Genomic DNA, 25,964 nt, shown 5'->3' on the forward strand with positions numbered 1-25,964 from the left:
AATACTCCAAAGTTGCCTCTAGAGTTCTTTGTTTTTTAAATCTGGCAGCCACCTACTTTCCCAGGTCGTCTCCAACCAAGTATCATCGGCCGATATATGCTTAACCATCGTGTTCGGTATGGGAACGGGTGTTTCCATATGTCGCATCGCCACCAGAATTTTTAGATTCCTACGTTAATTCATTTACTACGACTACGGCTTTCCAAGCTGCGTTTTCTTCGCAGCTTGTTCTTCCTAGTCTTCGTATATGACCAAACGTTAATCACTCAACAGCAAACCAATCTATCGCTTTCATCTATCACGGTGAGGTTTTTGATCTCCATCATGTGAGCTTTGCTCACTTTTAGCTTCAGAAATAAATTTCTTCCACTTTCTTCCTTAGAAAGGAGGTGATCCAGCCGCACCTTCCGATACGGCTACCTTGTTACGACTTCACCCCAGTCATCGATTTCACCTTAGGCAGCTCCCTCTCTTACGAGTTGGGTCACTGACGTTGGGTGCTTCCGACTCCCGTGGTGTGACGGGCGGTGTGTACAAGGCCCGGGAACGTATTCACCGCGACATTCTGATTCGCGATTACTAGCGATTCCAACTTCATGTAGTCGAGTTGCAGACTACAATCCGAACTGGGATGGCTTTTATGGGGTTTGCTTCACCTCGCGGCTTCGCTTCCCTTTGTTACCACCATTGTAGCACGTGTGTAGCCCAGATCATAAGGGGCATGATGATTTGACGTCATCCCCACCTTCCTCCGAGTTATCCTCGGCAGTCTCTCTAGAGTCCCCACCTTAACGTGCTGGCTACTAAAGATAAGGGTTGCGCTCGTTGCGGGACTTAACCCAACATCTCACGACACGAGCTGACGACAACCATGCACCACCTGTCACCTTTGTCCCGAAGGAAAGAACCGGTTAAGGTTCGGTCAAAGGGATGTCAAGACCTGGTAAGGTTCTTCGCGTTGCTTCGAATTAAACCACATGCTCCACCGCTTGTGCGGGCCCCCGTCAATTCCTTTGAGTTTCAATCTTGCGATCGTACTCCCCAGGTGGAATGCTTAATGCGTTAGCTGCGGCACCGAGGTTCGACCCCCGACACCTAGCATTCATCGTTTACGGCGTGGACTACCAGGGTATCTAATCCTGTTCGCTCCCCACGCTTTCGTGCCTCAGCGTCAATCACAGTCCAGTAAGTCGCCTTCGCCACTGGTGTTCCTCCTAATATCTACGCATTTCACCGCTACACTAGGAATTCCACTTACCTCTCCTGTATTCTAGTAAAGCAGTTTTAAGTGCAGTCCCGAGGTTGAGCCCCGGGCTTTCACACCTAACTTACTTTACCGCCTACGCACCCTTTACACCCAGTAATTCCGGATAACGCTTGCCCCCTACGTATTACCGCGGCTGCTGGCACGTAGTTAGCCGGGGCTTCTTAGTCAGGTACAGTCATTTTCTTCCCTGCTGATAGAAGTTTACGATCCGAAAACCTTCATCCTTCACGCGGCGTCGCTGCATCAGGGTTTCCCCCATTGTGCAATATTCCCCACTGCTGCCTCCCGTAGGAGTTTGGGCCGTGTCTCAGTCCCAATGTGGCCGATCACCCTCTCAGGTCGGCTACTGATCGTTGCCTTGGTGAGCTATTATCTCACCAACTAGCTAATCAGACGCGGGTCCATCTTATACCACCGGAGTTTTTCACACGGCATCATGCGATGCTGTGCGCTTATGCGGTATTAGCATCCTTTTCAGAATGTTATCCCCCAGTATAAGGCAGGTTACCCACGCGTTACTCACCCGTCCGCCGCTGTCTGTCACTTTGCTCTTCCGAAGAATTACGCCATGACTTCTCGCTCGACTTGCATGTGTTAGGCACGCCGCCAGCGTTCATCCTGAGCCAGGATCAAACTCTCATGTTTAATCTCTTGCTATAGAATACTCGCTGGTCTTTTTTTGACTTGAGCTTGCGCTCTTGTTACTAAAAAACCAAGCTTGCTTTTGCTACATAATGAATTACATAGCGTCCGTTTTAAATTACTTTTTGATAGGTTGGTTTACTGTTCAGTTTTCAATGTTCAATCTTGAATTATACCTTGCAAACCGTTTAGGTCAGCGAAAAGTATTATATCATAACCATTTTGCTAAGTCAATGCTATTTCAACATTTTTTTAAGTTACTAAACGGAGAAAGAGGGATTTGAACCCTCGCGCCGCGTTAACGACCTACTCCCTTTCCAGGGGAGCCCCTTCAGCCGCTTGGGTACTTCTCCAAACGTTGAATAAACACACGTTGCACTTCTTATATTTATTGAAATCTAATGATTAAGATTTCAGCGGAGAAGGTGGGATTTGAACCCACGGTCCCTTTCGGGATCACTGGTTTTCAAGACCAGCTCCTTAAGCCACTCGGACACCTCTCCAAATGTATCCTTGCGCACTGACTGGCGCTTAATTAATTTATCATATCTCATTAATGGTGTCAACACTTTTCTTCTTTTTTTTATTAAACCAAATTATAACATTTTTTTAGTGCAAAATATCTAAAAGCCGCTCTTATAAAGACTTATAGCGCTTCTTTTTTCTATAATTACCTTATAAATGCTACTACTATTTCTTGTTGTCAGATAACTCCGAGCTAGTGTGCTATGTATGAAAATATTCACTCTTCATAGCCTTCGAAATCATCACCATGTTTTTCGTAAGTGTCCAGAAGATTGATATTTTTTTTCTTCATGGGTTTATGTTTTGGCTCTATCCTACTTAGCCGTGAAAGTCCTTTTTCATTTTGACTTGGATGACTCCTAACATGTTTTTTGATACGCTCATCTTTGTCCAACGCTTCCTGTTCCTTTCTTTTTGGCATAATATCCTCCAGAATTAAGTTTTTGTTAAGTTCTTTGCAATCCATTCCCCATATGCTAAGTCAGATGGTGTGGTAATTTTAATATTATCATAGGAACCTTCCACCATTTTCACTTCATGATTCATCAATTCTTCTACTAACATGGCGTCATCCCAAAAATCCTTAGCATGATCATGTCGTCTTTCATAAGCTTGTTTAATAAGATTCAGCTCAAAAGCTTGAGGGGTCTGTACAGCCCATAATAGTCTTCGATCCAGGGTTTTTATAACCCAATGATTTATATCAACGCTTTTTATTGTGTCTTTTACCGGTACACCCAAAACTGCAGCGTTACACTTAAGTGTCATTTGAATGAGTCTTAATATATCTTCTTCTTTGACAAACGGTCTTGCACCGTCATGAATCAATACCAGTCCTTCACCTTTAATAGAACTTAAAGCATTGTAAACTGAATCCACTCTTTCTTTGCCGCCTTTTACCATTTTTTTGACTTTTGAAAAATCATTTAGAGTAAGTATGTTTTTTTCCACATAGGACATTTCATCTTCCCTCACGACAAGAAGAATGTTGTGAATTACTTTTATTTTTTGAAAGATCATCAACGTATGATACAATATCGGATAACCTGCCATTTGAATAAACTGTTTGTTTTGATGATGTTGCATTCGTCTTCCCATACCTGCTGCTAGAATTACTACATTTATTTCCATAATAATCTCCATTCCGCCGCCAAGCGGCGGCACAAATAAGTGGCTCTATAAGACCGTACACTAAGAATTGTTTTAACACCTAGTTAAATGTGTGGCGAAGCAGTCAATGGCTTCTTTATCTTTTACGAAAGGAGTTTTTTTATGAAAGTTGTTCATCAAACCTGTTGCGGTATTGATGTTCACAAAGCTTTTTTGTGGCTACTATTATCAAAACCACTTCAGGCATTACACCTTCTTATCAAAAGAAACGTTTTTCCATATTCAACAATTCTATTTTACAATTCAAAGATTGGTTAAGGCGTCAAAACTATATAGTTGAACTTTCACCTACCATATGTAGTTATGAATGTATCAACGTAATCTACATATGGTAGGCGAATTTAGTGAAACTTAGTTTTGACCCTTTAACCAAGATTGGTTGATTGAAAATCAATGCTTCGATGTTTGCATGGAATCTACTGGTAAATATTGGGTCCCTGTTTTTAACCTCTTGGAAGACGAATCAACGTCACCATTGCCAACCCCAAATGGGTCAAAGCTGTTAAAGGTAACAAGGACGATACCAAAGATTCTAAGTGGATTGGGGATTTATTTCGATTAGGATTAGTTCCTGGTAGCTTTGTTCCTTGTAAATCCATTTGTATTTTACGTGAATATACTAGGTACCGCTACAAACTAATTTCTTCCAGACTCTTTCGTTCACTTAAGAAAAAGTCTGATAGTGTCATTGATTCTATCGAAGGGTATCAGATGACTGATTCTCAAAAATATCGCATGCACCTTATCCGAACACATTTAGATTATATCACATCTACGATTAACGATATAGACACTAAATTGGATTTTTTGATTGCTCCTTATGAAAATACTGTCCAGTTACTGTGTACCATTCCAGGGGTAAAACGTAGCAGTGCTATTACTATAATCTCTGAAATCGGTACAGATATGTCTCAATTTTCTTCTTCTAAACGTTTGTGTTGTTGGGCTGGTCTAACTCCCGGCAATAACGAATCTGCTGGTAAGAAAAAATCTGTTAGAATAACGCGTGCCGGAGTCTACCTAAAACCTGCACTACCCTCTTATTCATGATCTCCGGGCATGCAAACTAAACATGTTGATTTTTCTATCGTCATCTCAACCAAACTGAATATTGGATGAAGCATTAAGTGACATATCATGGTGAATACCGTTTTTATAGTCATAATAGGCTGCCACACCAATCATAGCTGCATTATCCGTACAATAAATTGGTGAAGGATAATAGAGGTCATAGCCATTTTCTTTCGCCTTCCGTTGCATTTCTTCTCGAAGCCGGCTATTCGATGCGACACCACCCGCTAAGGCTATTTTATTCATGCCTAGATTCTTCGCTGCCATCATTGTCTTATTCGTAATCACTTCTATAACCGCCTCTTGAAAAGATGCAGCCACATCGGATGTGTTAATGGCCTCATTTTTCATTTTCATTTGATTTAAATAGTTTAAGACGGCCGATTTAATACCACTAAAACTAAAGTCGTAAGACCCTTGCTCTAAATAGGTTCTTGGGAAGTTTATTGCCTTCCCATTACCCGTTTTTGCTAATAAATCCATTTTGGGACCACCAGGATAACCCAACCCAATACTTCTCGCTACTTTATCATAGGCTTCACCAACGGCATCATCCCGGGTTCGTCCGATAATCCTATAACTTCCATAATCTTTGACTTCTACTAAATGCGTATGGCCACCTGAGACCACCATACATAAAAAAGGTGGTTTTAAATCATGCTCAATATAATTTGCAGATATATGACCTTCAATATGATGTACGCCTATTAAGGGTATATCAAGGGCAAAGGCAATCGCCTTTGCCTCAGCCACGCCCACCAACAATGCACCAATCAATCCAGGGCCATGGGTGACCGCCACCCCATCTAGATCTGCAAAGATGATCCCTGCTGCGTTCAGGGCTTCATCAATAATCGGATTCATTTTTTCAACATGCTTACGAGATGCCACTTCCGGAACCACACCACCAAATTTTGCATGCAATTCTATTTGTGAAGATATGGCATTACTAAGTATTTCTTTGCCATTTTTTACTACCGCTGCGGATGTTTCATCACATGAAGTTTCAATGGCCAATATAATCATTTCTTTTTCTTCTTTCATTATTGTTCCCTACTATTCTATCGTAATCGCATCGTCAACCGGGACCCAACCTTTAATAAACCAAAGCCCATCCGATTTTTCCAATACATATTGTTGTTGAATATTTTCACTTTTCCCCACGCTGTTTGGTATAAACACAACTTTTACAAACGCTAATGTATTATTTGTTGGACTATACTCCGGCAACAAAATTCTATAGTCCACAATGTGATCATTACCTTCATTGGCTCTTCGAACCTCTTCAACAATATTCGCCATATGTTTTTCTTCTGGATTAAGTTCTAATAAAGCTTCTGCATAATAAGTCCGTTGAACTTTTGCAAGTAATATGATTTCTTCTTCTGTTAACTTTCCTGAATACATAACTTTCATCAACATCGTGTTAAATTTAATAATCTCATAAGGACTCTTTTGAAGCTTTTCAACATTAAATGTCAATATACCTGTGTTGGCTTTTGCCAAAGGTAATATTTCTTTTTCTTCAATGACATCATCAAATAGTCGCTTGGCTTCTTCTTCCTTGTTCTTGTTGTATATGCTTGGATTTAAAATCAATAAAGCACCTAATCCTATTAGGATCAGCACGGCAATAATCTTTCTCATAGATATCCTCCTTGTACAACAACTTCATTTATATGCGGGGCTTAGCCTTTTAAGCCTTCAATAAATATATCGGAAAAACGGCGTAAAATATGAGTCAAGAAACTAGTCTTCGAACTTTAAAGTCATAGATTGTCGATCTTTTGCCACATAACTTTTTGGAAATATTTTTTGTGCCACATGTTCAAAATCTTTTGGCTTTACAAGAGCCGGACTAAAATGGGTCAGCCACATCATTTTTACATGCGCCGATTTTGCCAGTTCCGCTGCCTCCCAAAAGGTCATATGCTTATATTCTTTTGCTTTGTTTTCTTCACCCGGATCACCATACATACCTTCACATATGAATAAATCCGCCTCCTTTATGTGTGTGACCATGTTGTCTACTGGCCTTGTATCTGTACAATAACTTACTTTAATGCCTTTTCTTTCTTCACCTAATACCATATTCGGCGTTAATAACCGCTCTTCATGAAGGACTGAATCACCCTTTTGTAATACTGACCAATATTTGATTGGTATATCTGCCGCTTTGGCCTTATCCATGTCAAATTTTCCGGTTCTATTGATAATTATATTATAACCATAGCAGGTCACTTTATGGTTTAACTTGTATGCTTCAATCTGATAACCTTTATAATTAATAAGGTTAAAATCCTCTTCAAGCTCAACAAACTCTATCTCAAAAGGTAATTCAGGCGCGATCACTCTAAGTCCGTTAACAACTCTTTTTACACCTTTAGGCCCGATGATTTTCAAAGATTCTTTTCGATCTGAATTCCCCATAGTTAAGAGTAAACCAGGTAAACCACTTGTATGGTCGCCATGAAAATGTGTAAAACAAATGGTATCAATTGCCTTAAAACTCCACCCTTTTTGTTTTAAAGTGATTTGGGTGCCTTCACCACAATCAATTAATAAATTACTACCATTGTATCTAGTCATCAGGGATGTTAACCATCGATTGGGCAATGGCATCATTCCGCCTGTTCCTAATAAACATAAATCTAACATAGTTTTATTTCTCTCTCTAATCTTGGTTAAAGTGCCAGAACTGTTAAGAGAATCTTAGTTTTGAAACTTTAACGATTTTATTTACTATTGGTTTTAGTGTCAATATTATAACATAAATATCTCTAAGGTTCTAGCGCATCAAAATTATAAAAAAGCTGCCTCTCTTGTTGAACCAATCAACCGGAGGGCAGCTATTATAATGTTTTATAGTTCTTTTGCTGCTTTATATACAGCATCTGTTGTAATACCGTAAGCTTCGTATACTTTCGAACCTGGTGCTGAAGCTCCAAAAGTGTCTATACCAAGCACTTTACCATCTAAACCGACATACTTATACCAAATAGCTGTTGCACCTGCTTCAATGGCAATTCTCCTTCGACATTCTTTTGGTAATACAGCTTCTTTATAGGCTGCTGATTGTTCATCAAAAAGATTCATTGCCGGCATACTGACTACCCTAACATCCATACCCTCTGACCTTAGTTTTTTTGCCGCCTCATAAACATACTCCACTTCTGAGCCTGAACTCATGAGAATCAAGTCTGGGATTGACTGATTAGAATCAGATAAGATATAGCCGCCTTTTAAAGCTTCTTTTCCTGTTTCTTTATAATAAGGAACATTCTGTCTGGTAAGTACAATAGCTGTAGGTCTATTCTTATTCGTAACAGCATAGTACCAAGCCGCTGCTACTTCTTTAGCATCTGCCGGTCTAAATGTTGTAAAATTTGGTACTGTCCTTAGCATAGATAACTGCTCTATTGGCTGATGGGTTGGACCATCTTCTCCTACACCAATACTATCATGGGTTAAAACATAGGTTAATGGTTGGTTCATGATTGCTGATAGTCTTGCCATTGGCTTCATATAATCGCTAAAGACAAAAAAAGTAGAAACAAAAGCTTTAAAGCCACCGTGAATACTTATGCCATTGCCTATACCTGCCATTGCCAATTCACGAACCCCAAAATGAATATTCATACCTTCATAGTGATCCGCCGAAAAATCGCCTTGTCCATTCATATATGTTTTGGTTGAAGGTGCTAAGTCTGCTGCACCTCCAAATAAGTTTGGAATAATTTTGACAAGTTTTTGTATGACTTCTCCTGAAATAGATCTCGTTGCATTTGGTTTTTCATCAAATGTCCAAAAGGCATCATCGTCCAAAGCACTTAAATCTTGTTCATCGTTTAGCTGGCTTTCAAGTTCAAGAGCAAGTTTCGGATATTTTCCCTTGTATTCTTCATACTTATTTTGCCATTCTTTTTGAGCTATAATACCTTTTTTGTTAATGCTTGTCATGTGTTCATAGACTTCTTTCGGCAAGGTAAAGTTCTCTGCCTCAGTCCAACCCAAATTCTTTTTAGTTGCAGCAATGTTATCATCGCCTAATGGCTCTCCATGGGCGCTGTGCTTACCTTCTTTAGCAGGGCATCCATGACCGATTAATGTTTTTATAATAATGAGTGATGGTTGGTTAAGATTTTGCTTCGCTTTTTCTATCGCTAAGCCTATAGCTACTGGGTCATTTCCATCTTCAACTTCAAAGACTTCCCAATCATAAGCTCTAAAACGTGCGCCAACATCTTCTGTAAAAGCTAAGTCCGTGCTACCTTCGATGGTGATACTGTTTGAATCATATAATGTAATAAGTTTACCAAGTTTGAGTGTACCGGCAAGGGATGCCGCTTCTGAGGTAATGCCTTCCATTAAGCAACCGTCACCAACTATTGTATAAGTGTAATGGTTAATTACCTCTAATTGATCTTTGTTGAATCTGACCGCAAGATTCGCTTCTGCCATGGCCATACCAACCGCATTTGTAAATCCTGCACCAAGCGGACCTGTTGTTGTCTCAACACCAACTGTGTGTCCGAATTCCGGATGCCCAGGTGTTTTACTGTCCCATTGTCTAAATGACTTAATATCATCTATGGTCAGTCCATAGTCAAACAAATGTAATAATGAGTAAAGCAACATGGATCCATGTCCGGCAGATAAGACAAAACGGTCTCTATTAATCCAGTTTGGATCTTTTCCATTATGGTTCATGTGGTTAGCCCACAATTCGTAAGCCATGGCTGCTGCGCCCATAGGGAGTCCCGGGTGTCCTGAATTCGCTTTTTGCACAGCTTCAGCTGACAAAATACGAATACTGTTAATCAATAATGTATCTATTTCCTTCATAATTACCTCCTTGATATGTATGGTCAGTTCCTACTCTGAGCATCTTCCACTAGCATTGTATCACAATTCTTTTGGAATTCAAGTGAAAAACTGTTCATATTATTTAAGTTGCTCTTTCCACATAATAATGGCATCTTCTTTGGGAAGGTCATAAAAACCTTTCCGACGTCCCGCTTCAGCAAAACCAAGCTTTTTATATAGCTTCAATGCTTGAAAATTACTACATCTTACTTCAAGTGTCAGTTTTTTGATTTGATTTTCTTCTGCATGGTCCATAAGCTTTTCCATTAGGAGCAATCCTAATCCCTTGTTTCGAAAACCCTTTTTAACTGCGATGTTGGTGATATGTCCTTCGTCAAATATTTTCCACAAACCTGCATAACCAATTATTTCGTCCTCATTCTCCATAACAAGATAATGACTTCTCGGACTGATGACTTCCATCAGAATAGATTCTCTTGTCCAAGGCGATGAAAAAGCTTCCAACTCTATAGCATGTATCTGCTCTACATCTTTTTCAAGTATTTTACGAATTTCCATTCATCTTTTCCTCATATTCTCGTTCTGCTTGAGACAATCTATAATAATTGGGTTGATGGGTCAAATAATCCTCCCATTCACCTTTTTTATATTTTTCTATAGCTAAAAAACCTAATGTACTTGCCCTTGGTAAAAACTCAATGGCCCTTGCAACTCTAATTCTATCTTCCAAAAGATAGCTACGAATAATACTTTCATGTGCTTCAAATCCATCTCCCAAAAATAGGATGGGGTTATTGTACGTACTAATTTTTTCTAATATATCCAACACACTCATTTGATCTATGGTTATTATATTTTTCAATATATTATCCTCATATGCAAAAGCACCCGAAAAAACATGCTGTCTTCTGGCATCCAACATGGGACAAATGATGCTATCTGTTACTTGAATGTTATGAGCCATACTCTCTATAGTGGATATTCCAATGATTGGAACCCCCAGCACATGTGCTAATCCTTTCGCTGTGGCACTACCAATTCTAAGACCGGTATAAGATCCCGGTCCATTTGAGACTGCAATAGCGTCCAAGGTTGATAAATCCAAATTCAACTGTTTCTTAAGAGAGTTTAACATTGGCATAATCGTTTGTGCATGATTTTTTTTGTTGTTCAGAATAAACTCGCCAATAATCTTAGTGTTTTCTATAATCGCTACACCTGCAACCATCGCCGAACTCTCTATTGCCAACACTTTCATTTAATCACCTTCTTCTATGGTAATAGTTCTATAATCGAGGCCTTTGCTTAAGTCCTTTTTAATGGTAATGTATTTGGCCTTTTTTGGAATGAGTTCATCTATACGTGATGCCCATTCAATCATGGTTACACCTTGTCCATAGAAGTAATCTTCATATCCAATTTCATCCAACTCATAGAGATCTGTTATTCTATAAACGTCAAAATGGTGAAAATCCAAACGTCCATTTTCATATATATTCAAAATGGTGAATGTCGGACTTGTCACATGATCATAGATTTGTAGACCTCTCGCAAAACCTTTTGTAAAAACAGTTTTGCCAACACCCAGTTCTCCATCTAAACAATATACCTCACCCGATTTTGCTGCCTTCCCTAAGGTCTCCCCAACAACTTGGGTTTCTGCTTCTGTTTTTGATTCATAGATTATCTTGGTCATTTAATTTTTCTTCCGTTCTTTTATCCTTGTGTATAGACAGTTTTTTATCTTCTATAAGTTTTCTAATTGTATCATAATCCTCTTTTTTCAAGAAATTTCTTTTCGGAACAATTAAAGCATGATTATCTTGTAAATAAACAAATATTATTTCTTTAAGCATAACAACCTTGATAACATCTCGCCATGCAATTTGTGATGCCCCAGTATAAAGCTTTACTTTCAACATGTCTTCATCAAAGATAAAAGTCATTTTATTTTTAAAAACAGGATTCATGTGAATTTGACGTCTCGCTTTCGCATAGAAGTCTAAAGGTGTTACAACAATATATGCTAAGGCTAAAAAGGCAAATATTAATGCACTTAATATGTCCTTATTGATTAAAAATATCGGTGCCAATATAAGCCCAGCCACACCTAGCAGTGCCGTTAAGCGCCCACCCCATCTGCTGTAATTATGATAAAACATGAAAGTAACCACGTCTTTTACAATCAGTTTCCCTGATACCTTTATTTCTTTTGCCATAACAACCTCCTATACTATTCCTATGATTCACCTACTCATCTTCTATGATTTACCATTGTTGATTTTCATGGTTAAACCTATACGTTTTTTCTCTATCTCGATTTTCATGACCTGTACTTCAACCACGTCCCCAACGGATACTACTTCTAAAGGATGTTTAATATAACGGTCCGTCATTTGAGAGATATGTACCAAACCATCTTGATGTACCCCAATATCAACAAAAACACCAAAATCAATAACATTTCGCACAGTGCCTTTTAATATCATACCTTCTTTAAGGTCTTTCATTTCCAATACATCAACACGTAGAATCGGAGATGGCATCTCATCTCTCGGGTCACGCCCTGGCTTATCTAATTCTTTGACTATGTCTGTCAGTGTGGGAATCCCTACCTCAAGCGCCTTTGCATAAACTTCAAAATTACTTACTTTTTTACTGATTTGGACTTTTCTTTCATGGATGTCCAGTAAAGATAAGCCAAGTTTTTCTAGTAGCTTAGTCACCACATCATAGCTTTCCGGATGAACACCTGTTTGATCGAGTATGTTCTTACTGCCCTGAATCCTCAAGAAACCTGCACATTGCTCATAGGCTTTTGGACCTAACTTAGGTACTTTTAATAGCTCTTTTCGGTTTTTGAAGACGCCTACTTTTTCCCTATAAGCTACAATGTTTTTTGCCAAAGGTTTGCTTATACCGGATATATATGCAAGTAGTGATGGCGATGCTGTATTCAAGTCTATACCTACTTTGTTAACACAATCTTCTACCACGCCTGTCAATGCCTCGGCCAATCTTTTTTGATTCATATCATGTTGGTATTGCCCAACACCTATACTTTGAGGATCGATTTTTACCAGCTCGGCCAAAGGATCTTGAAGCCTTCTACCAATGGATACCGCACTTCTAAGCGCCACATCAAATTCTGGAAACTCTTCTGTTCCAAGTTTTGACGCTGAGTAAACTGATGCCCCTGCTTCGTTAACTATGATATATTGAAGGTTTGCCTTAATTTCTTTTAACATATTTGCCACAAAAAGCTCTGTTTCTCTAGACGCAGTACCATTACCTATGGCAATTAATTGTACTTTATGTTTTTCTATCAAGGGTTTTAATTTTATTTTTGCTTCTTCTACTTTGTTATGAGGTTCTGTTGGATAAACAACACCGGTTTCAAGTACCTTACCGTTTCCCGTGATGATAGCAAACTTACAACCTGTTCTAAAGGCAGGGTCCAGTGCTAAAACCACTTTCCCGGATATAGGTGCTTGCATAAGCAATTGGGTAAGATTTTTCCCAAAAACATCAATGGCACCTTCTTCAGCTTTTTCACTCAACTCATTTCGAATATCTCTTTCTATTGAGGGCGCAATCAATCGTTTATATGCATCACTTATTGCTTCTCTTAAGGGGGCAGCGTATGTGCCGTTTAAGTTTTTTATCACTTTTTGGCACAAGTACTGAACAAACCGTTCTTCCGGTACGATAACTTTAACATTCAGTATCTTTTCTTTCTCACCTCGATTTATGGCAAGAATCCTATGTGGCGCTACTTTCTTTATGCTTTCTTCATAATCGTAATACATCTCAAAAACAGATGCCGCTTGATTCTTTTTTGCTTTAGATTGAATCATACCTAGTTCAAAGCTTTGATTTCTTATGTATTTCCTATAGTCAGCATCATCCGCTATACTTTCTGCAATAATATCTTTGGCACCGGCTATGGCTTCTTCAATTGTTAGCACTTCTTTTTCTGAATCCACATATTTTTTTGCTTCTTCATCTATGGATATATTTTCCTGCTGTAATAAGATAAACATCGCAAAGGGTTCTAATCCCTTACTTTTTGCAACAGTGGCTCTTGTTTTCTTTTTGGGTCTATATGGTCTATAAATATCTTCAATTTCTACTAAGGTTTGTGCTTGATTTATTTTCATCTTAAGGGCATCTGTCAGTTGGCCTTGTTCCTGAATCGTGGCAATGACTTGATCCTTCTTCTGCTCCAAATTTCTTAAATAGGACAAACGATCAAATAAATCTCTCAATAGTTCATCGGTCAATGATCCTGTTATTTCTTTCCTATATCTTGCAATAAATGGTATGGTGTTGCCTTCATCAATTAACTTGACTGTGTTTTCCACCTGCCAACTCTGTATTGAAAATTCTTTCTGCAATGCCTTATAAATATCCATCCATTTCTCCTTATTCCAAATAATCCATATTATTCATTTTACCAAGCAATCAGGATTTGTCTTATCCGTTTTGACCTCTAATCAAGCATAAATACTATAGCATATCTCGCTAAGTATGACAAGAAGGGGGACGCGTTTGATCCTATAATAATAAGACCATCTCAAATTCGAGATGGTCTTATTATTATAGGGTTAAAGGGTCAAAACTAAGTTTCACTAAATTCGCCTACCATATGTAGATTACGTTGATACATTCATAACTACATATGGTAGGTGAAAGTTCAACTATATAGTTTTGACGCCTTAACCATTATATAGTTATTGACGCAGCTTCCCAAAGGATTTCTAAGTTCTTGGCAAACAAGTTGCCTAAATCATCACAAAGAAGTTTATATATGGGAAGGTGAGTTACTGACCTAAGCTAAATTCTTCATGAATAGCATTTACTGCCTCATCTGTATAACGCTCGTCAATCAATAGTGAAATCTTGATTTCTGAAGTTGAAATCATCTTAATGTTAATGCCTGCGTCATATAAGGCTTCAAACATTTTGCTTGCCACGCCAGTGTTTGATTGCATGCCTGCACCTACTAATGATACTTTTGCAACATGTTCATCGACCGAAACCGATTCAAAATTCAATGCTTCTTGATGGGCTTCTATAGCTTCTTTGGCATGGTAGGCATCATTAATGTCTACGGTAAAAGAAATATCTTTCGTATTGTTTCGCCCTATGGATTGAAGAATAATGTCAACATTAATATTCTCCTTTGCCATGATTCTAAACAACTTAAATGCCTTTCCAGGTTCGTCTTCTATACCGACTACCGCTATTCTGGCAATGTTTTTATCTGCTGCTACCCCACTTACCAACATCTTTTCCACTGTACATTCCTCCTTAACAACAGTTCCTTCTTCTCTTGTTAAACTGGATCGCACCACCAGTTCAACACCATATTTTTTTGCCATTTCTACTGATCTGTTATGTAAAACTTTTGCACCAAGGGATGCCAATTCCAGCATCTCGTCATAGGTTATTTCCTGTAATTTTTTAGCGGTTTTCACGACCCGTGGATCTGCTGTGTAAACACCATCAACATCCGTATAAATCTCACATTTGTCAGCATTTAAGGCTGCTGCAAGTGCCACTGCCGTTGTATCAGAACCACCTCGACCAAGAGTCGTAATATCATCATGTCGATTGACCCCTTGAAAACCGGTCACAATAACGATGTTCTTTCTCTCCAGTTCTTCAATAATCCGTTCACCTGTTATATTTTTAAGCCTTGCATTCCCGTAAGAAGATGATGTATACATCCCTGCTTGGGTTGCATTTAAAGAAACTGCACTATAACCTAGCTCTTGAAGTGCCAATGCCATTAGTGAAACAGATATCTGTTCGCCTGTTGTAAGCAACATGTCCATTTCTCTTTTTGAAGGCGAGTTGCAATAGGTTTTTGCCTTGGATAGTAATTCATCTGTTGTATCTCCTTGAGCCGATAATACAACAACCACTTCATGTCCTTGATCGTAATCTTCAATAATCCTTTTAGCAACATTAAACACACGATCCCGATTTGCTACAGAACTGCCGCCAAATTTTTTTACAATTAGCACTTTTATATCCTCCTATATGTGTCTTCCAAACTTACTCTTCCGATAAAAAATAGCCCATAAGCTCATGCCCTTTTTCAAAACGAACACCGTTTTTTTCTGCTATAATCTCATCGTATGTCAGATGATCCTCTAATATCCTACGACTGTCGTAGAGAACATAAGGAACAGGATCTGTTGTATGTGTCCTTATTTCCACCGGTGTAGGATGATCAGGCATAATTAATATTCTATATGGTTCTTTCAACTCTGTCAAACCCTTAACAATTGGTTTGACAACTTTTTCATCAATCAGCTCGATCGCCAGTATTTTGTTTTCTAGTTCACCTCTATGACCACATTCATCCGGCGCTTCAATATGTAAATATACAAAATCATGACCTGTCTTAAGTGCCTTTAAAGATGCATTGACTTTTCCATCATAATTTGTATGTAAGCTACCGTCTGCCCCTTCCACATCTATGGATGTCATTTCACTGGCAATGGCAATCCCTTTAAGTAAGTCAACCGCTGAAACCATGGCACCTTTTTTCCCATACTTTTCCTTAAAAGATGTCAAACTGGGCTTTGTACCCTCCCCCCATATCCAGATACTATTGGCCTTATTAAGCTTTCTTTTAGCTCTATCTACATTAATGGGATGGTCGTTTAATATTGCATAGCTTTTTTTCTGCATCTCTAAAATGATATCGCTAAAATCGCCTTTTGGTAAATAATCCTTAATTCGATTTTCTAAAATGTTATGAGGTGGTTCTAGTTCCACATTTAAAGAACCCTTTTTCCAAATAAGTGCATGCCTATAAGATATACCGGGATAGAATTTTCTAATGGTATCTGAGAAAACATGATCAATTGCAGCAATGAGTTCTCCTGCCTCTTCTGTTGTAATTTCTGAAGCACTATGATCCAGCATGATTTTATCTTCATAAGATTCTTGTTCAGATAAGGTGACAAGATTACATCTGAAACAGATGTCGTCATCTTCCATACTAATCCCCATGCTAACTGCTTCAAGAGGGGATCTGCCTGTATAGTATATTTCAGGGTTATAGCCCATTACCGATAAATTTGCAGTATCACTTCCAGGTGCCATTCCTTTTGGAATTGTATCTACAAGGGCAACCTCGCTTTTCATGGCTAAAGCATCAATGTTTGGCTTTTTTGCTACTTGTAGGGGTGTTTTGTTCCCTAATCTTTCTATAGGGCGATCTGCCATACCATCTCCTAGAATGACTACATACTTCATCCTTATACCTACCTTTCTAATCGTATCATACTTTCAACTGATATGATGGCTTCATTGTTCTTTATTTTTTCTATATTCAAGGCAATATCGCCTTCCCTTATGCTCTCTGTAATAAACCCTATTGAATTTGGATCTTCCTGGACTTGTACCCATTCAACATGATTAAAAATCTTTTCAATATAGGTCCTTCCTTCTTTTTCTTGATGCATTTTTACTCTAATGAAATAATTGAAGTGCCCATCTGTCATTGGCATAAGCTTCATTTTTTTCATACTCCATTGGACGATGATATTTTTCCCTTTATGTTTTGAAGCATCTATGATATCTGCAACAACCGCACTGGCTGTTGGCAATTTACCTGCGCCTGCTCCATAAAACATCACCTCACCAATAACATTGCCTTTGATTAATATCGCATTAAACACCCCATGTACATTATTTAAAGGATGATTAGCCCCGATTAACATAGGAATAACGGCAAGGCACACTCGATCTCCTTCTTTTTTACATCTACCTAAAAGCTTGATGTCCATGCCCATAGCCTTCGCATAAAGCATATCCTTTTGAGTGATTTTAGTAATACCTTCTGTATAGATATTTTCATAGTCCACGTGCCACCCAAAAGCCAGAGAGGATAAAATAGCTATTTTTCTACAGGTATCATGCCCCTCAATGTCAGATTCTGGATTACGCTCTGCAAAACCTAAATCTTGAGCTTCTTTTAATGCTACATCAAAATCAAGGCCTTCATCTTTCATCTTAGATAAAATATAATTGGTTGTTCCGTTTAAAATGCCTTCTATTTCATAGATTTCATCGGCTGTTAATGATTGATTCAAAGGGCGTATAATAGGTATTCCGCCACCTACGCTGGCTTCAAAAAGAAAATTTACATGATATTTTTTCGCAATCTCAAGCAAATGAGGACCATGTTTTGCGACTAACTCTTTGTTTGACGTTACTACACTTTTTCCTTTTTCAAGGGCCTGCTTAACAAATGTATACGCCGGATCTATACCACCCATAACTTCTACAACGATATCCACTTCATCATCTTGTAATATGTCCATATAGTTATGGGTTAGCACATGCTCTATAGATGAACCTGGAAATTCTCTTAAATCCAAAACATATTTTAACTCTATCTCTGTTTCTGCTCTTCTATTAATACTGATTTGGTTGGTCTTAAGCACTTCAACTACGCCTGATCCAACTGTTCCATATCCCAAAATCGCTATTTTTGCCATTCTATCACTCCCTAGCTAATATCTTAACTTGATGTACACCTTCTGTCTCAATCAAATGATTGACCATATCTTGAACATCTCCCGTTGTCGGTAACACCTCTATGCTAAATGTAATATCCGCAACTCCATTGATTGGTATTGTTTGATGTATTGTAAGTATATTTGCTTGATACTTAGCTATGCAATTTAGTAGCAAGGACAAAAGACCGGGCTCGTCGTCTATCCTCATTCCTAGAGTTATAGCTCTGCCCCTTGAGTTCTCATAAAAAGGAAAAATGGTATCTTTATACTTATAAAAAGAACTTCTACTAATCCCTACAGCTTCAACTGCTTCTTGAACTGTCATAGCTTTTTCCTTTTCTAAATATTTCTTTGCTTGTACGACCTTTAAAAACACTTCCGGTAAAGCCTTCCTTTGTATAATATAAAAATTAGCTTGATCTGGCATGATACACCTCACTTCATCCAATTATGTTCTTACTGGAAATACATTTGTTTTTCATAGAAAGATAATACCATAATTCAACTTGAGTTTCAACACTAAATATGTATATATTTGATTAAAGTGTCAAAACTCTATAGTTGAACTTTTACATACAATATATAGTTATGAGTGTACTTTTCAAAAAAAAAGTTGCTCCATTTTATGGAACAACTCTTCTATCTATACTTCAGCTATAACTTCACCTAAGGATATTTTTTCTTCATCCGTTACCACAAGATCAATATCAATGAGAACAATCATACGTTGGTCAACTTTTGCTACTGATTTAATATATTTCCTATTAATTCCTGCAACGATGGTTGGAGCAACCTCAATGACTTCTTCTTCAATCTGAAGAATCTCTTCCACAGAATCTACTACGAATCCTACTTTAATACCATTTGTGTTGACAACAATTATTTTTGTTTCATCATCATGAGGTTTGTCTGCTAAATTGAATTTTTTCCTCAAACTGAAAATAGGAAGTACTTCACCCCTTAGGTTAATCATGCCTTCTATGTACTCCGGTGCATTCGGTACTTTAACAACCTCTTGGTACTTTTCAATCCCATTTACCATCATAATATTTAAGCCATATTCTTCTTTGTCCAATTTAAATACAACTTGTTGTAACGTAGCCATAAGTTTTCCTCCTTAGTTAAATGGTTTTCACTGCCATCCACTTCAAATATGTATTTATAAAATCATCTAGCTGTCCATCCATCACCGCACCGACATTACCCGTTTCTTGATTGGTACGATGGTCTTTAACCATATTATAAGGATGCATAACATAAGATCTTATTTGACTGCCCCATCCAATTTCTTTGGTTTCGCCACGAATATCCATCATCTTTTCAAGTTGCTTTTGTCTTTCAACTTCAAATAATTTAATCTTTAGCATTTGTAAGGCTTTATCTTTGTTCTTATGCTGTGATCTTTCATTTTGGCACTGTACTACAATACCTGTTGGCATATGGGTAATCCGAATGGCTGAGTCCGTCTTATTGATATGCTGACCACCTGCGCCACTTGCTCTGAATGTATCAATCCTAATATCATCCGAGTTAATTTCCACATCTATTTCCTCTTCAATATCAGGTATCACATCACAAGACGCAAAAGATGTATGACGTCTTCCGGAACTATCAAAAGGTGATATTCTAACCAATCTATGGACACCTTTTTCAGCTTTTAAATAGCCATATGCGTTTTCACCGCCGACTTCGAAGGTTATGGATTTTATACCAGCTTCATCACCTGCAAGATAATCAATCACTTCCAGGCTATAGTTCTTCTGATTAGACCATCTTGTATACATCCTATAGAGCATTTCAACCCAATCACATGATTCAGTGCCACCTGCCCCTGCATGAAGAGATATAATCGCATTATTGTTATCATAGGGCCCTTTTAATAGTGTTGCTATTACCATAGCGTCGTAATCATTTATGAACGTCGCAACGAGTTCCTTTATTTCATTTAAAAGGTCCTCATCTGATTCTTCTTCTGCCATATCTATAAGTATATCAAGTTCTTCATAGTCTTGCAATATTTTCTTATAATCATCAATCTTGTCGTTTAGAACCTTAATGCTTTTCAGGATTTCTTGGGATTCTTCCGGATGATTCCAGAAGTCTTGTGCACTTGACTGTGCTTCTAACTCTTGTCTTTTATTCTCCGCGCCAGGGATGTCAAAGAGAAGCCCTCAGTTCTTCAAGTTTACTTTCATACCCTTTCAATTGTTGCCGAATTTGATTCAACTCAATCATTTTAACACCTCTTTTATTTTATTATGGCTCATCTTACCTGCCATGACATTGTTTGTATTTTTTACCGCTACCACATGGACATGGTTCATTTCGTCCCACTTTTTTTTCAGCTCTTTTAATGGGCGCCGGTTTCGAGCGTTCACCTTTATTGGTACCTGTAATTTTCGCCACCTGCTCACGTTCTATCTTAACTTTGGCTCTAATAGAATACATGGCTCTAACGGTACTTTCTTGAATGCTTTCTATCATATCATCAAACATCTCAAAACCGACAAATTTGTACTCTACCAAAGGGTCTCTTTGGCCATAAGCTCTCAAACCAATTCCTTGGCGCATTTGATCCATACTATCGATATGATCCATCCACTTCTGATCAATCGATCGTAGCAAAACAACCCTTTCTGCTTCTCTTAGTATTTCAATATCTTCAAATTCATCTTCTTTTGCTTTATATAATTCATAAGCCTTATTCGTAATAAATTCAATGAACTTCACACGATTCATACCATCTTTTTCATCATCCGTCATCTGAACATGATGTATAGGAATAATATTATGCATTTGCTCCATCATACCTGGTAAATCCCATTCATCTGGATGATCCATGCCATTTGAGAACCCATTGACGATTCTTTTAATATTATCTGCAATCATGTTCATAATAACTTCACGCATGTTCTGACCATCTAGAACCTTACTACGTTCTTCATAGATGATTTCTCTTTGCTCATTCATGACTTGGTCATAATCAAGCAAATGCTTTCTTATACCAAAGTTATTGCCCTCAACTTTTTTCTGGGCGTTTTCAATAGCGTTGGACAAGATACCCGCAGCAATTGGCTCACCTTCCGGTAAACCTAGTCGGCTAATGGTATTTTTAAAACGGTCTGACCCAAACAGACGCATGAGGTCATCATCCAGTGATAAATAGAACTTAGACTCACCAGGATCACCTTGACGTCCTGAACGGCCTCTTAACTGATTGTCGATTCGTCTTGATTCATGGCGCTCTGTACCAATAATTTTGAGACCGCCTGCTTCAATAACACCTTGACCCAATTTAATATCCGTACCACGACCGGCCATATTGGTTGCAATGGTAACCGCTTGATATTGCCCGGCATTGGCTACTATCTCTGCCTCACGCTCATGAAACTTTGCATTCAAGACATTATGTCTTATGCCTGCCTTCTTTAACTCACGGCTTAATTCTTCGGAAGAATCAATGGTGACTGTACCTACAAGTACCGGTTGCCCCTTCTCATAGGATGCTTCTACATCACTTACGATAGCTTTGATTTTTTCTTCATGGGATCTATAAACTTCATCTGCATGGTCTATACGAACTATAGGTCTATTCGTAGGGATAACAATAACATCCATGCCATAAATTTCTCTAAATTCTTCTTCTTCCGTTAATGCAGTACCTGTCATACCCGATCTTTTTTTATAACGATTAAAATAATTTTGGAAGGTTATAGTTGCTAGGGTCTTGCTTTCACGTCTAACATCTACATCTTCTTTAGCTTCTATGGCTTGATGCAATCCGTTAGAATAGCGTCTACCAGGCATTAATCGACCGGTAAATTCATCAACAATAACGATTTCACCTTCTTTTATCACGTAATTCTTATCTTTAAACATGGTATAATTGGCTCTAAGTGCCAAGTTAATATGGTGTAACATCTCCATATTCTCAGGATCAGAGAGATTCTCTATTTGAAAATATGCTTCAACTTTTTTTACGCCTTCTGCTGTCAAAGTGACATTTTTTTCTTTTTCATCTAAAACAAAATCACCGGTCTCTTCAACTTCTTCATTCAGTATGGCGCTTAGTTTTGAGACTTCACCTATGATTTCTCCTTTTCTTAGTCTTTTTGATAACATATTTGCCTGTTGATAAAGATGTGTCGATTTACTACTGCTTCCTGATATGATCAATGGTGTTCTTGCTTCATCAATTAATATGGAGTCAACTTCATCAATGATAGCATAGTTTAACTCTCTTTGAACCATATCTTTTTTGTATATAACCATATTGTCTCTTAAGTAATCAAATCCAAATTCATTGTTTGTTCCATAAGTTATGTCAGCTTGATAAGCCGCATGTCGCTCTTCATTGGTAATACCGTTAATTAAAACACCAACTGTAAGACCTAAAAAATTAAAGATTTTACCCATTTCCTCAGCATCACGTGCTGCTAGATAATCATTTACGGTAACAATATGAACACCTTTTTGGGACAAAGCATTTAGGTAGGCCGGTAAAGTAGCTGCCAGCGTTTTACCTTCACCTGTTTTCATCTCACCAATTCGACCTTGATGAAAAATAATGCCACCGATAATCTGAGTTCTAAAGGCTTTTAAGCCAAGTACTCTATATCCGACTTCTCGAACCGTTGCAAAAGCCTCGGGCAAGATATCATCCAATGTTTCCCCATTATCCAATCGCTTCTTTAATATCTCTGTCATGCCTTTCAAAGCATCATCCGACATACTTGCATAAGTTGAATCCATATTATCAATTTGATCCACAAGGGGCATGATTCTTTTTAATTCTCTTTCACTATGTGTTTTAAATATTTTTCTAATTAGTGACATTTTTTCACCTTCCAAGCTTAACTATCGTGTTTTTTTATCTGAACTTCTATATTATTGCATTACACAATTTTACCATTAACCTTTCGGTTATTCAACCTATTGTGTTGAATAATTCATTTAGTTCTCATTATGAACTTATCCTATCCTATAGTTTTAAAAAAAGTCTTCCGGATTAATCCGGAAGACTTTAAATCCTTTATTCTGCTGATATTAAACCAAATTGTCCATCTTTTCTTTTATATACCACTGCAAGTTCTTCTGTGTCTCGATCTCTAAAAACAAAGAAACTATGTCCTAAAAGTTCCATTTCCATACAAGCTTCTTCTGCATCCATGGGCTTTATAGGGAATTTTTTGCTTCTAACAATTTTCATACCTTCATCATCTTCATAATCAACTTCTGCAAATGCCGTTCTAAAGGTTCCATGATGGCGATGACGATTAATTAATTTTTTCTTATGCCTAAGCAATTGTCGCTCTAGCACATCTATTACGAGATCAATAGCTGCATACATGTTTTCAGCTTCTTCTTCGGCTCTAATGATGGTGCCCTTTAATGGCAAGGTGACTTCAATTATATGATTTTTCTTTAAAACACTCAAGGTAACTTGTACTTCAGTGTCTTCTGAAAAGTACTTTTCCAATTTACTGAGTTTATTAGTTGCCACTTCCCTTAATGCGTTGGTTATCTCGATATTTTTCCCACTTATTGTATAACGCATACGAACAACTCCTTTCAAACACGATAACGTGTTTTTACAATATTATAGCTTTTGCTATAATATTAATATTCTATATTTATTAGAGATATCCTTCTTTTTATTAGTTCTTTTTTCCTTTTGACTTGTTTAAAAAATGTCAGAATATTATGAGACCTTATTGAACACGCTTGTGGATAACTTGGTTTTTATTATTATTTTAACCGCTTTTACTTGTGGATAGTGTGTTCAATTCTGTGTACAACCCCATTTTTCAAGCATTTTTCAAGTTTTTTGTGTGGATAATGCTTTTGGGTTCACTATATTATGTCAACATACTAATCGGACATATGTTACAGATATATCAATATTTGAACAGGACATATCGACTTTATGACTTCTTGTTCTTACACGACTTCATATGTCTTGCCTCGTATTTACATATCCTCATCGAACTTAAATAATCATCAATTTATAATACTGTGCATAACCTTAAGGTATAAGGAAGGGTTTTCATAGGACAAATTGAAATAGTATCAAAAAAAGTAGTAACCTTAGATTTGCATCCATGGCTACTACTTCTTTCTAAACATTATCTAAAACATTATGCTTTATCTTTTTGGCTATAATGTGTATGCAATAAATCATGAGCCTTGTGTGACATTGGCTCTCCAAGATATTTTTCATACAACTCCATAACCGCTTCATTTTCATGAGATTTTCTAATTGGCATATCTTGATCAATTTGATAAATAGCATCCATACGCTTTTTAATAATGGAGGAATCACCATGATGGTAAGGTTGTCCGCCACCACCTATACAACCGCCAGGGCAAGCCATAACTTCAATAGCATGGAAATTTCTAGGATTACCGTTACGGATCTCAGTAAGCAACGCTTTCGCATTTCCTAGACCGTGAGCGATACCAATATTAAGCTTCAAACCATCAAAATCAACTTCTGCTGCACGTACACCGTCAAAACCTCTTAATTGCTCAAAATCAATTTTGGGTAAAGGTTTTTTAACATGTACTTCATAAGCTGTTCTAAGTGCTGCTTCAATAACACCACCTGTAGAACCAAAGATGACACCTGCACCCGTTGAAACACCTAGAGGTTTATCAAACTCTGAATCTTCAAGTTCATCAAGATTAATATTAACTTGTTCAATTAAATGCGCAAGCTCTCTTGTTGAAATAACAAGGTCTACATCCGGATTACCATCCACACTAAATTCTATTCTATCTGCCTCATATTTTTTAGCTAAACAAGGCATCACAGATACAACCACCAAGTCTTTACGGTCAATCTTAAGGATATCTGCATAATAGGATTTTGCTACTGCACCAAACATTTGTTGTGGTGATTTTGCAGAGGATGGAATATCAATTAAATCCGGGAACTGACTTTCTACAAAGTTAACCCATGCAGGACAGCATGATGTCAATATTGGAAGTGGAACATCTTTTTCGCCGGCTAGAAAACGTCCCAGACGTCCAAGAAGTTCAGTACCTTCTTCCATTATGGTTAAGTCTGCTGCAAAATCAGTATCAAATACTTGATCAAAACCGATTTGCTTTAGAGCTGTTACCATTTTACCCGTAACGATTGTACCTGGTTCATGACCAAATTCTTCACCTAGAGCCACCCTTACAGCTGGTGCCACCTGTACAATAACGGTCTTTTCAGGATTTGCTAATGCTTCAACAACTTTCCAGGTATGGTCATGTTCAGATAATGCGCCAACCGGACATACAGCCACACACTGACCGCAGTGGGTACATACTGTTTCTGTCAACGGCAGTTCAAAAGCAGGAGAAATGACTGCATTAAAGCCTCTATTGATACCGGATAATGCGCCAACTTCTTGAACATTGTTGCACATTGTTTCACATCTTCTACACATGATACATTTATCCATGTCGCGAATAATGGAAGTTGAGAAATCCTTCTTATACGTTGACATTTCCTTACCTGTAATGTTAATTTCTCTTATACCAATCATTTCAGATAAGTCTTGTAATTCGCACTCACCTGATTGAGAGCAAGTTAAGCAATCTTTTGGATGATCAGACAGGATCAATTCTGTTACTGTCTTTCTTGTTTCAAGAACACGCATGGTATTTGTACGAACCACCATACCATCAAGTGCAGGTGTTGCACATGAAGGCGCTAAATTGCCCCTACCTTCTACTTCAACCACACAAACACGACATGATGCCGTTTGATTGACCATTTTTGTATCATGTAAATCTAAATGACATAAAGTGGGAATGGTTATTCCAAGCTTTTTAGCACCATCCAATATGGTACTGCCTTTTGGAACAAAAACTTCTTTCCCGTCAATGACTATTCTAATATCTGACATTTGGTTTTGCCTCCTTCT

The 25,964-nt window shown here is 37.8% G+C and carries 20 protein-coding genes, 2 tRNA genes, 2 rRNA genes and 2 pseudogenes; 2 read left to right on the forward strand and 24 right to left on the reverse strand.

Annotation, left to right across the window (positions count from 1 at the left end; genetic code table 11):
* Positions 1–39: 39 nt before the first annotated feature.
* The 6 genes from rrf to ispD all read right to left on the reverse strand — a co-directional run bounded on the left by rrf (position 40) and on the right by ispD (position 3,565).
* Positions 40–157 (reverse strand): 5S ribosomal RNA (rrf, locus tag AC6F8J_RS00560).
* 225 nt (positions 158–382) lie between these two features.
* Positions 383–1,912: ribosomal RNA gene (locus AC6F8J_RS00565) — 16S ribosomal RNA — on the reverse strand.
* A gap of 262 nt (positions 1,913–2,174) precedes the next feature.
* Positions 2,175–2,262, reverse strand: a tRNA-Ser gene (locus AC6F8J_RS00570).
* Positions 2,263–2,326: 64 nt separating this feature from the next.
* Positions 2,327–2,412: transfer RNA gene (locus AC6F8J_RS00575), tRNA-Ser, on the reverse strand.
* 239 nt (positions 2,413–2,651) lie between these two features.
* The gene (locus tag AC6F8J_RS00580) at positions 2,652–2,855 is read right to left on the reverse strand and encodes a hypothetical protein (RefSeq protein WP_500720306.1); all 204 of its coding nucleotides are present in this window, start codon (positions 2,853–2,855) and stop codon (positions 2,652–2,654) included.
* Between the two features lie 14 nt (positions 2,856–2,869).
* Positions 2,870–3,565, reverse strand: coding sequence for a 2-C-methyl-D-erythritol 4-phosphate cytidylyltransferase (gene ispD, locus AC6F8J_RS00585; RefSeq protein ID WP_500720307.1), 696 nt, complete (start codon positions 3,563–3,565; stop codon positions 2,870–2,872).
* Positions 3,566–3,706: 141 nt separating this feature from the next.
* Between ispD and AC6F8J_RS00590 the strand changes: the two are divergent.
* Together AC6F8J_RS00590 and AC6F8J_RS00595 are read left to right on the forward strand one after the other, a co-directional pair.
* Positions 3,707–3,852 (forward strand): annotated as a pseudogene (locus AC6F8J_RS00590) (IS110 family RNA-guided transposase); the annotation flags it as partial.
* Positions 3,853–3,975: 123 nt separating this feature from the next.
* Positions 3,976–4,639: pseudogene (locus AC6F8J_RS00595) on the forward strand (transposase); the annotation flags it as partial.
* A 60-nt stretch (positions 4,640–4,699) separates the two neighbouring features.
* On the opposite strand, the gene tsaD reads toward AC6F8J_RS00595, so the two are convergent.
* The 18 genes from tsaD to AC6F8J_RS00685 form a co-directional block, all read right to left on the reverse strand.
* Positions 4,700–5,719 carry a tRNA (adenosine(37)-N6)-threonylcarbamoyltransferase complex transferase subunit TsaD gene (gene tsaD, locus AC6F8J_RS00600; protein WP_500720308.1) on the reverse strand — a complete coding sequence of 340 codons (1,020 nt, stop codon included), beginning with the start codon at positions 5,717–5,719 and terminating at the stop codon, positions 4,700–4,702.
* Positions 5,720–5,731: 12 nt separating this feature from the next.
* Complete coding sequence (locus AC6F8J_RS00605) at positions 5,732–6,322, reverse strand: DUF6715 family protein (RefSeq protein WP_500720309.1); 591 nt, start codon at positions 6,320–6,322, stop codon at positions 5,732–5,734.
* 102 nt (positions 6,323–6,424) lie between these two features.
* A complete protein-coding gene (locus tag AC6F8J_RS00610) occupies positions 6,425–7,333 on the reverse strand; it encodes a ribonuclease Z (RefSeq protein ID WP_500720310.1) in 909 nt (302 codons plus the stop codon).
* 204 nt (positions 7,334–7,537) lie between these two features.
* Positions 7,538–9,520, reverse strand: a complete 1,983-nt coding sequence (gene tkt / locus AC6F8J_RS00615) for a transketolase (protein ID WP_500720311.1) — start codon at positions 9,518–9,520, stop codon at positions 7,538–7,540.
* 99 nt (positions 9,521–9,619) lie between these two features.
* Positions 9,620–10,060, reverse strand: a complete 441-nt coding sequence (gene rimI / locus AC6F8J_RS00620) for a ribosomal protein S18-alanine N-acetyltransferase (RefSeq protein ID WP_500720312.1) — start codon at positions 10,058–10,060, stop codon at positions 9,620–9,622.
* Complete coding sequence (tsaB, locus tag AC6F8J_RS00625; protein ID WP_500720313.1) at positions 10,047–10,760, reverse strand: tRNA (adenosine(37)-N6)-threonylcarbamoyltransferase complex dimerization subunit type 1 TsaB; 714 nt, start codon at positions 10,758–10,760, stop codon at positions 10,047–10,049. Before tsaB ends, rimI begins: the two co-directional genes overlap by 14 nt.
* Positions 10,761–11,198, reverse strand: coding sequence for a tRNA (adenosine(37)-N6)-threonylcarbamoyltransferase complex ATPase subunit type 1 TsaE (tsaE, locus tag AC6F8J_RS00630; protein ID WP_500720314.1), 438 nt, complete (start codon positions 11,196–11,198; stop codon positions 10,761–10,763).
* Positions 11,179–11,721: a YcxB family protein gene (locus AC6F8J_RS00635; protein WP_500720315.1), complete on the reverse strand. Its 543-nt coding sequence runs from the start codon at positions 11,719–11,721 to the stop codon at positions 11,179–11,181. The genes tsaE and AC6F8J_RS00635 overlap by 20 nt, the downstream gene beginning before the upstream one ends.
* Before the next feature lie 42 nt (positions 11,722–11,763).
* Positions 11,764–13,917, reverse strand: a complete 2,154-nt coding sequence (locus AC6F8J_RS00640; protein ID WP_500720316.1) for a helix-hairpin-helix domain-containing protein — start codon at positions 13,915–13,917, stop codon at positions 11,764–11,766.
* Between the two features lie 408 nt (positions 13,918–14,325).
* Positions 14,326–15,534 (reverse strand): aspartate kinase, encoded by a 1,209-nt coding sequence (locus AC6F8J_RS00645; protein WP_500720317.1) that lies wholly within the window; start codon positions 15,532–15,534, stop codon positions 14,326–14,328.
* A gap of 31 nt (positions 15,535–15,565) precedes the next feature.
* Positions 15,566–16,777, reverse strand: coding sequence for a cofactor-independent phosphoglycerate mutase (locus AC6F8J_RS00650; RefSeq protein WP_500720318.1), 1,212 nt, complete (start codon positions 16,775–16,777; stop codon positions 15,566–15,568).
* 8 nt (positions 16,778–16,785) lie between these two features.
* Positions 16,786–18,024 carry a homoserine dehydrogenase gene (locus tag AC6F8J_RS00655; protein ID WP_500720319.1) on the reverse strand — a complete coding sequence of 413 codons (1,239 nt, stop codon included), beginning with the start codon at positions 18,022–18,024 and terminating at the stop codon, positions 16,786–16,788.
* A 4-nt stretch (positions 18,025–18,028) separates the two neighbouring features.
* Positions 18,029–18,472: an ACT domain-containing protein gene (locus AC6F8J_RS00660; RefSeq protein WP_275840782.1), complete on the reverse strand. Its 444-nt coding sequence runs from the start codon at positions 18,470–18,472 to the stop codon at positions 18,029–18,031.
* Positions 18,473–18,688: 216 nt separating this feature from the next.
* A complete protein-coding gene (locus tag AC6F8J_RS00665; RefSeq protein ID WP_275840780.1) occupies positions 18,689–19,150 on the reverse strand; it encodes a chemotaxis protein CheW in 462 nt (153 codons plus the stop codon).
* Positions 19,151–19,166: 16 nt separating this feature from the next.
* Positions 19,167–20,280 (reverse strand): peptide chain release factor 2 gene (prfB, locus tag AC6F8J_RS00670; protein WP_500720320.1). Its coding sequence is split into 2 segments (ribosomal slippage): positions 19,167–20,204 and positions 20,206–20,280, totalling 1,113 coding nucleotides; the frame shifts between segments, so codons are not numbered across the junction.
* Positions 20,281–20,313: 33 nt separating this feature from the next.
* The gene (gene secA, locus AC6F8J_RS00675; protein WP_500720321.1) at positions 20,314–22,881 is read right to left on the reverse strand and encodes a preprotein translocase subunit SecA; all 2,568 of its coding nucleotides are present in this window, start codon (positions 22,879–22,881) and stop codon (positions 20,314–20,316) included.
* A gap of 196 nt (positions 22,882–23,077) precedes the next feature.
* Positions 23,078–23,602, reverse strand: a complete 525-nt coding sequence (hpf, locus tag AC6F8J_RS00680) for a ribosome hibernation-promoting factor, HPF/YfiA family (protein WP_500720322.1) — start codon at positions 23,600–23,602, stop codon at positions 23,078–23,080.
* Positions 23,603–24,182: 580 nt separating this feature from the next.
* A complete protein-coding gene (locus AC6F8J_RS00685; protein WP_500720323.1) occupies positions 24,183–25,946 on the reverse strand; it encodes an NADH-dependent [FeFe] hydrogenase, group A6 in 1,764 nt (587 codons plus the stop codon).
* Positions 25,947–25,964: the final 18 nt, after the last annotated feature.

The organism is Petrocella sp. (genome assembly GCF_059865615.1).

Excerpts from the sequence above, each read along its gene's own strand:
- AC6F8J_RS00580 (WP_500720306.1), bottom strand. The coding sequence starts at position 2,855 with ATGCCAAAAAGAAAGGAACAGGAAGCGTTGGACAAAGATGAGCGTATC.
- ispD (WP_500720307.1), bottom strand. The coding sequence starts at position 3,565 with ATGGAAATAAATGTAGTAATTCTAGCAGCAGGTATGGGAAGACGAATG.
- tsaD (WP_500720308.1), bottom strand. The coding sequence starts at position 5,719 with ATGAAAGAAGAAAAAGAAATGATTATATTGGCCATTGAAACTTCATGT.
- AC6F8J_RS00605 (WP_500720309.1), bottom strand. The coding sequence starts at position 6,322 with ATGAGAAAGATTATTGCCGTGCTGATCCTAATAGGATTAGGTGCTTTA.
- AC6F8J_RS00610 (WP_500720310.1), bottom strand. The coding sequence starts at position 7,333 with ATGTTAGATTTATGTTTATTAGGAACAGGCGGAATGATGCCATTGCCC.
- tkt (WP_500720311.1), bottom strand. The coding sequence starts at position 9,520 with ATGAAGGAAATAGATACATTATTGATTAACAGTATTCGTATTTTGTCA.
- rimI (WP_500720312.1), bottom strand. The coding sequence starts at position 10,060 with ATGGAAATTCGTAAAATACTTGAAAAAGATGTAGAGCAGATACATGCT.
- tsaB (WP_500720313.1), bottom strand. The coding sequence starts at position 10,760 with ATGAAAGTGTTGGCAATAGAGAGTTCGGCGATGGTTGCAGGTGTAGCG.
- tsaE (WP_500720314.1), bottom strand. The coding sequence starts at position 11,198 with ATGACCAAGATAATCTATGAATCAAAAACAGAAGCAGAAACCCAAGTT.
- AC6F8J_RS00635 (WP_500720315.1), bottom strand. The coding sequence starts at position 11,721 with ATGGCAAAAGAAATAAAGGTATCAGGGAAACTGATTGTAAAAGACGTG.
- AC6F8J_RS00640 (WP_500720316.1), bottom strand. The coding sequence starts at position 13,917 with ATGGATATTTATAAGGCATTGCAGAAAGAATTTTCAATACAGAGTTGG.
- AC6F8J_RS00650 (WP_500720318.1), bottom strand. The coding sequence starts at position 16,777 with ATGAAGTATGTAGTCATTCTAGGAGATGGTATGGCAGATCGCCCTATA.
- AC6F8J_RS00655 (WP_500720319.1), bottom strand. The coding sequence starts at position 18,024 with ATGGCAAAAATAGCGATTTTGGGATATGGAACAGTTGGATCAGGCGTA.
- AC6F8J_RS00660 (WP_275840782.1), bottom strand. The coding sequence starts at position 18,472 with ATGCCAGATCAAGCTAATTTTTATATTATACAAAGGAAGGCTTTACCG.
- AC6F8J_RS00665 (WP_275840780.1), bottom strand. The coding sequence starts at position 19,150 with ATGGCTACGTTACAACAAGTTGTATTTAAATTGGACAAAGAAGAATAT.
- secA (WP_500720321.1), bottom strand. The coding sequence starts at position 22,881 with ATGTCACTAATTAGAAAAATATTTAAAACACATAGTGAAAGAGAATTA.
- hpf (WP_500720322.1), bottom strand. The coding sequence starts at position 23,602 with ATGCGTTATACAATAAGTGGGAAAAATATCGAGATAACCAACGCATTA.
- AC6F8J_RS00685 (WP_500720323.1), bottom strand. The coding sequence starts at position 25,946 with ATGTCAGATATTAGAATAGTCATTGACGGGAAAGAAGTTTTTGTTCCA.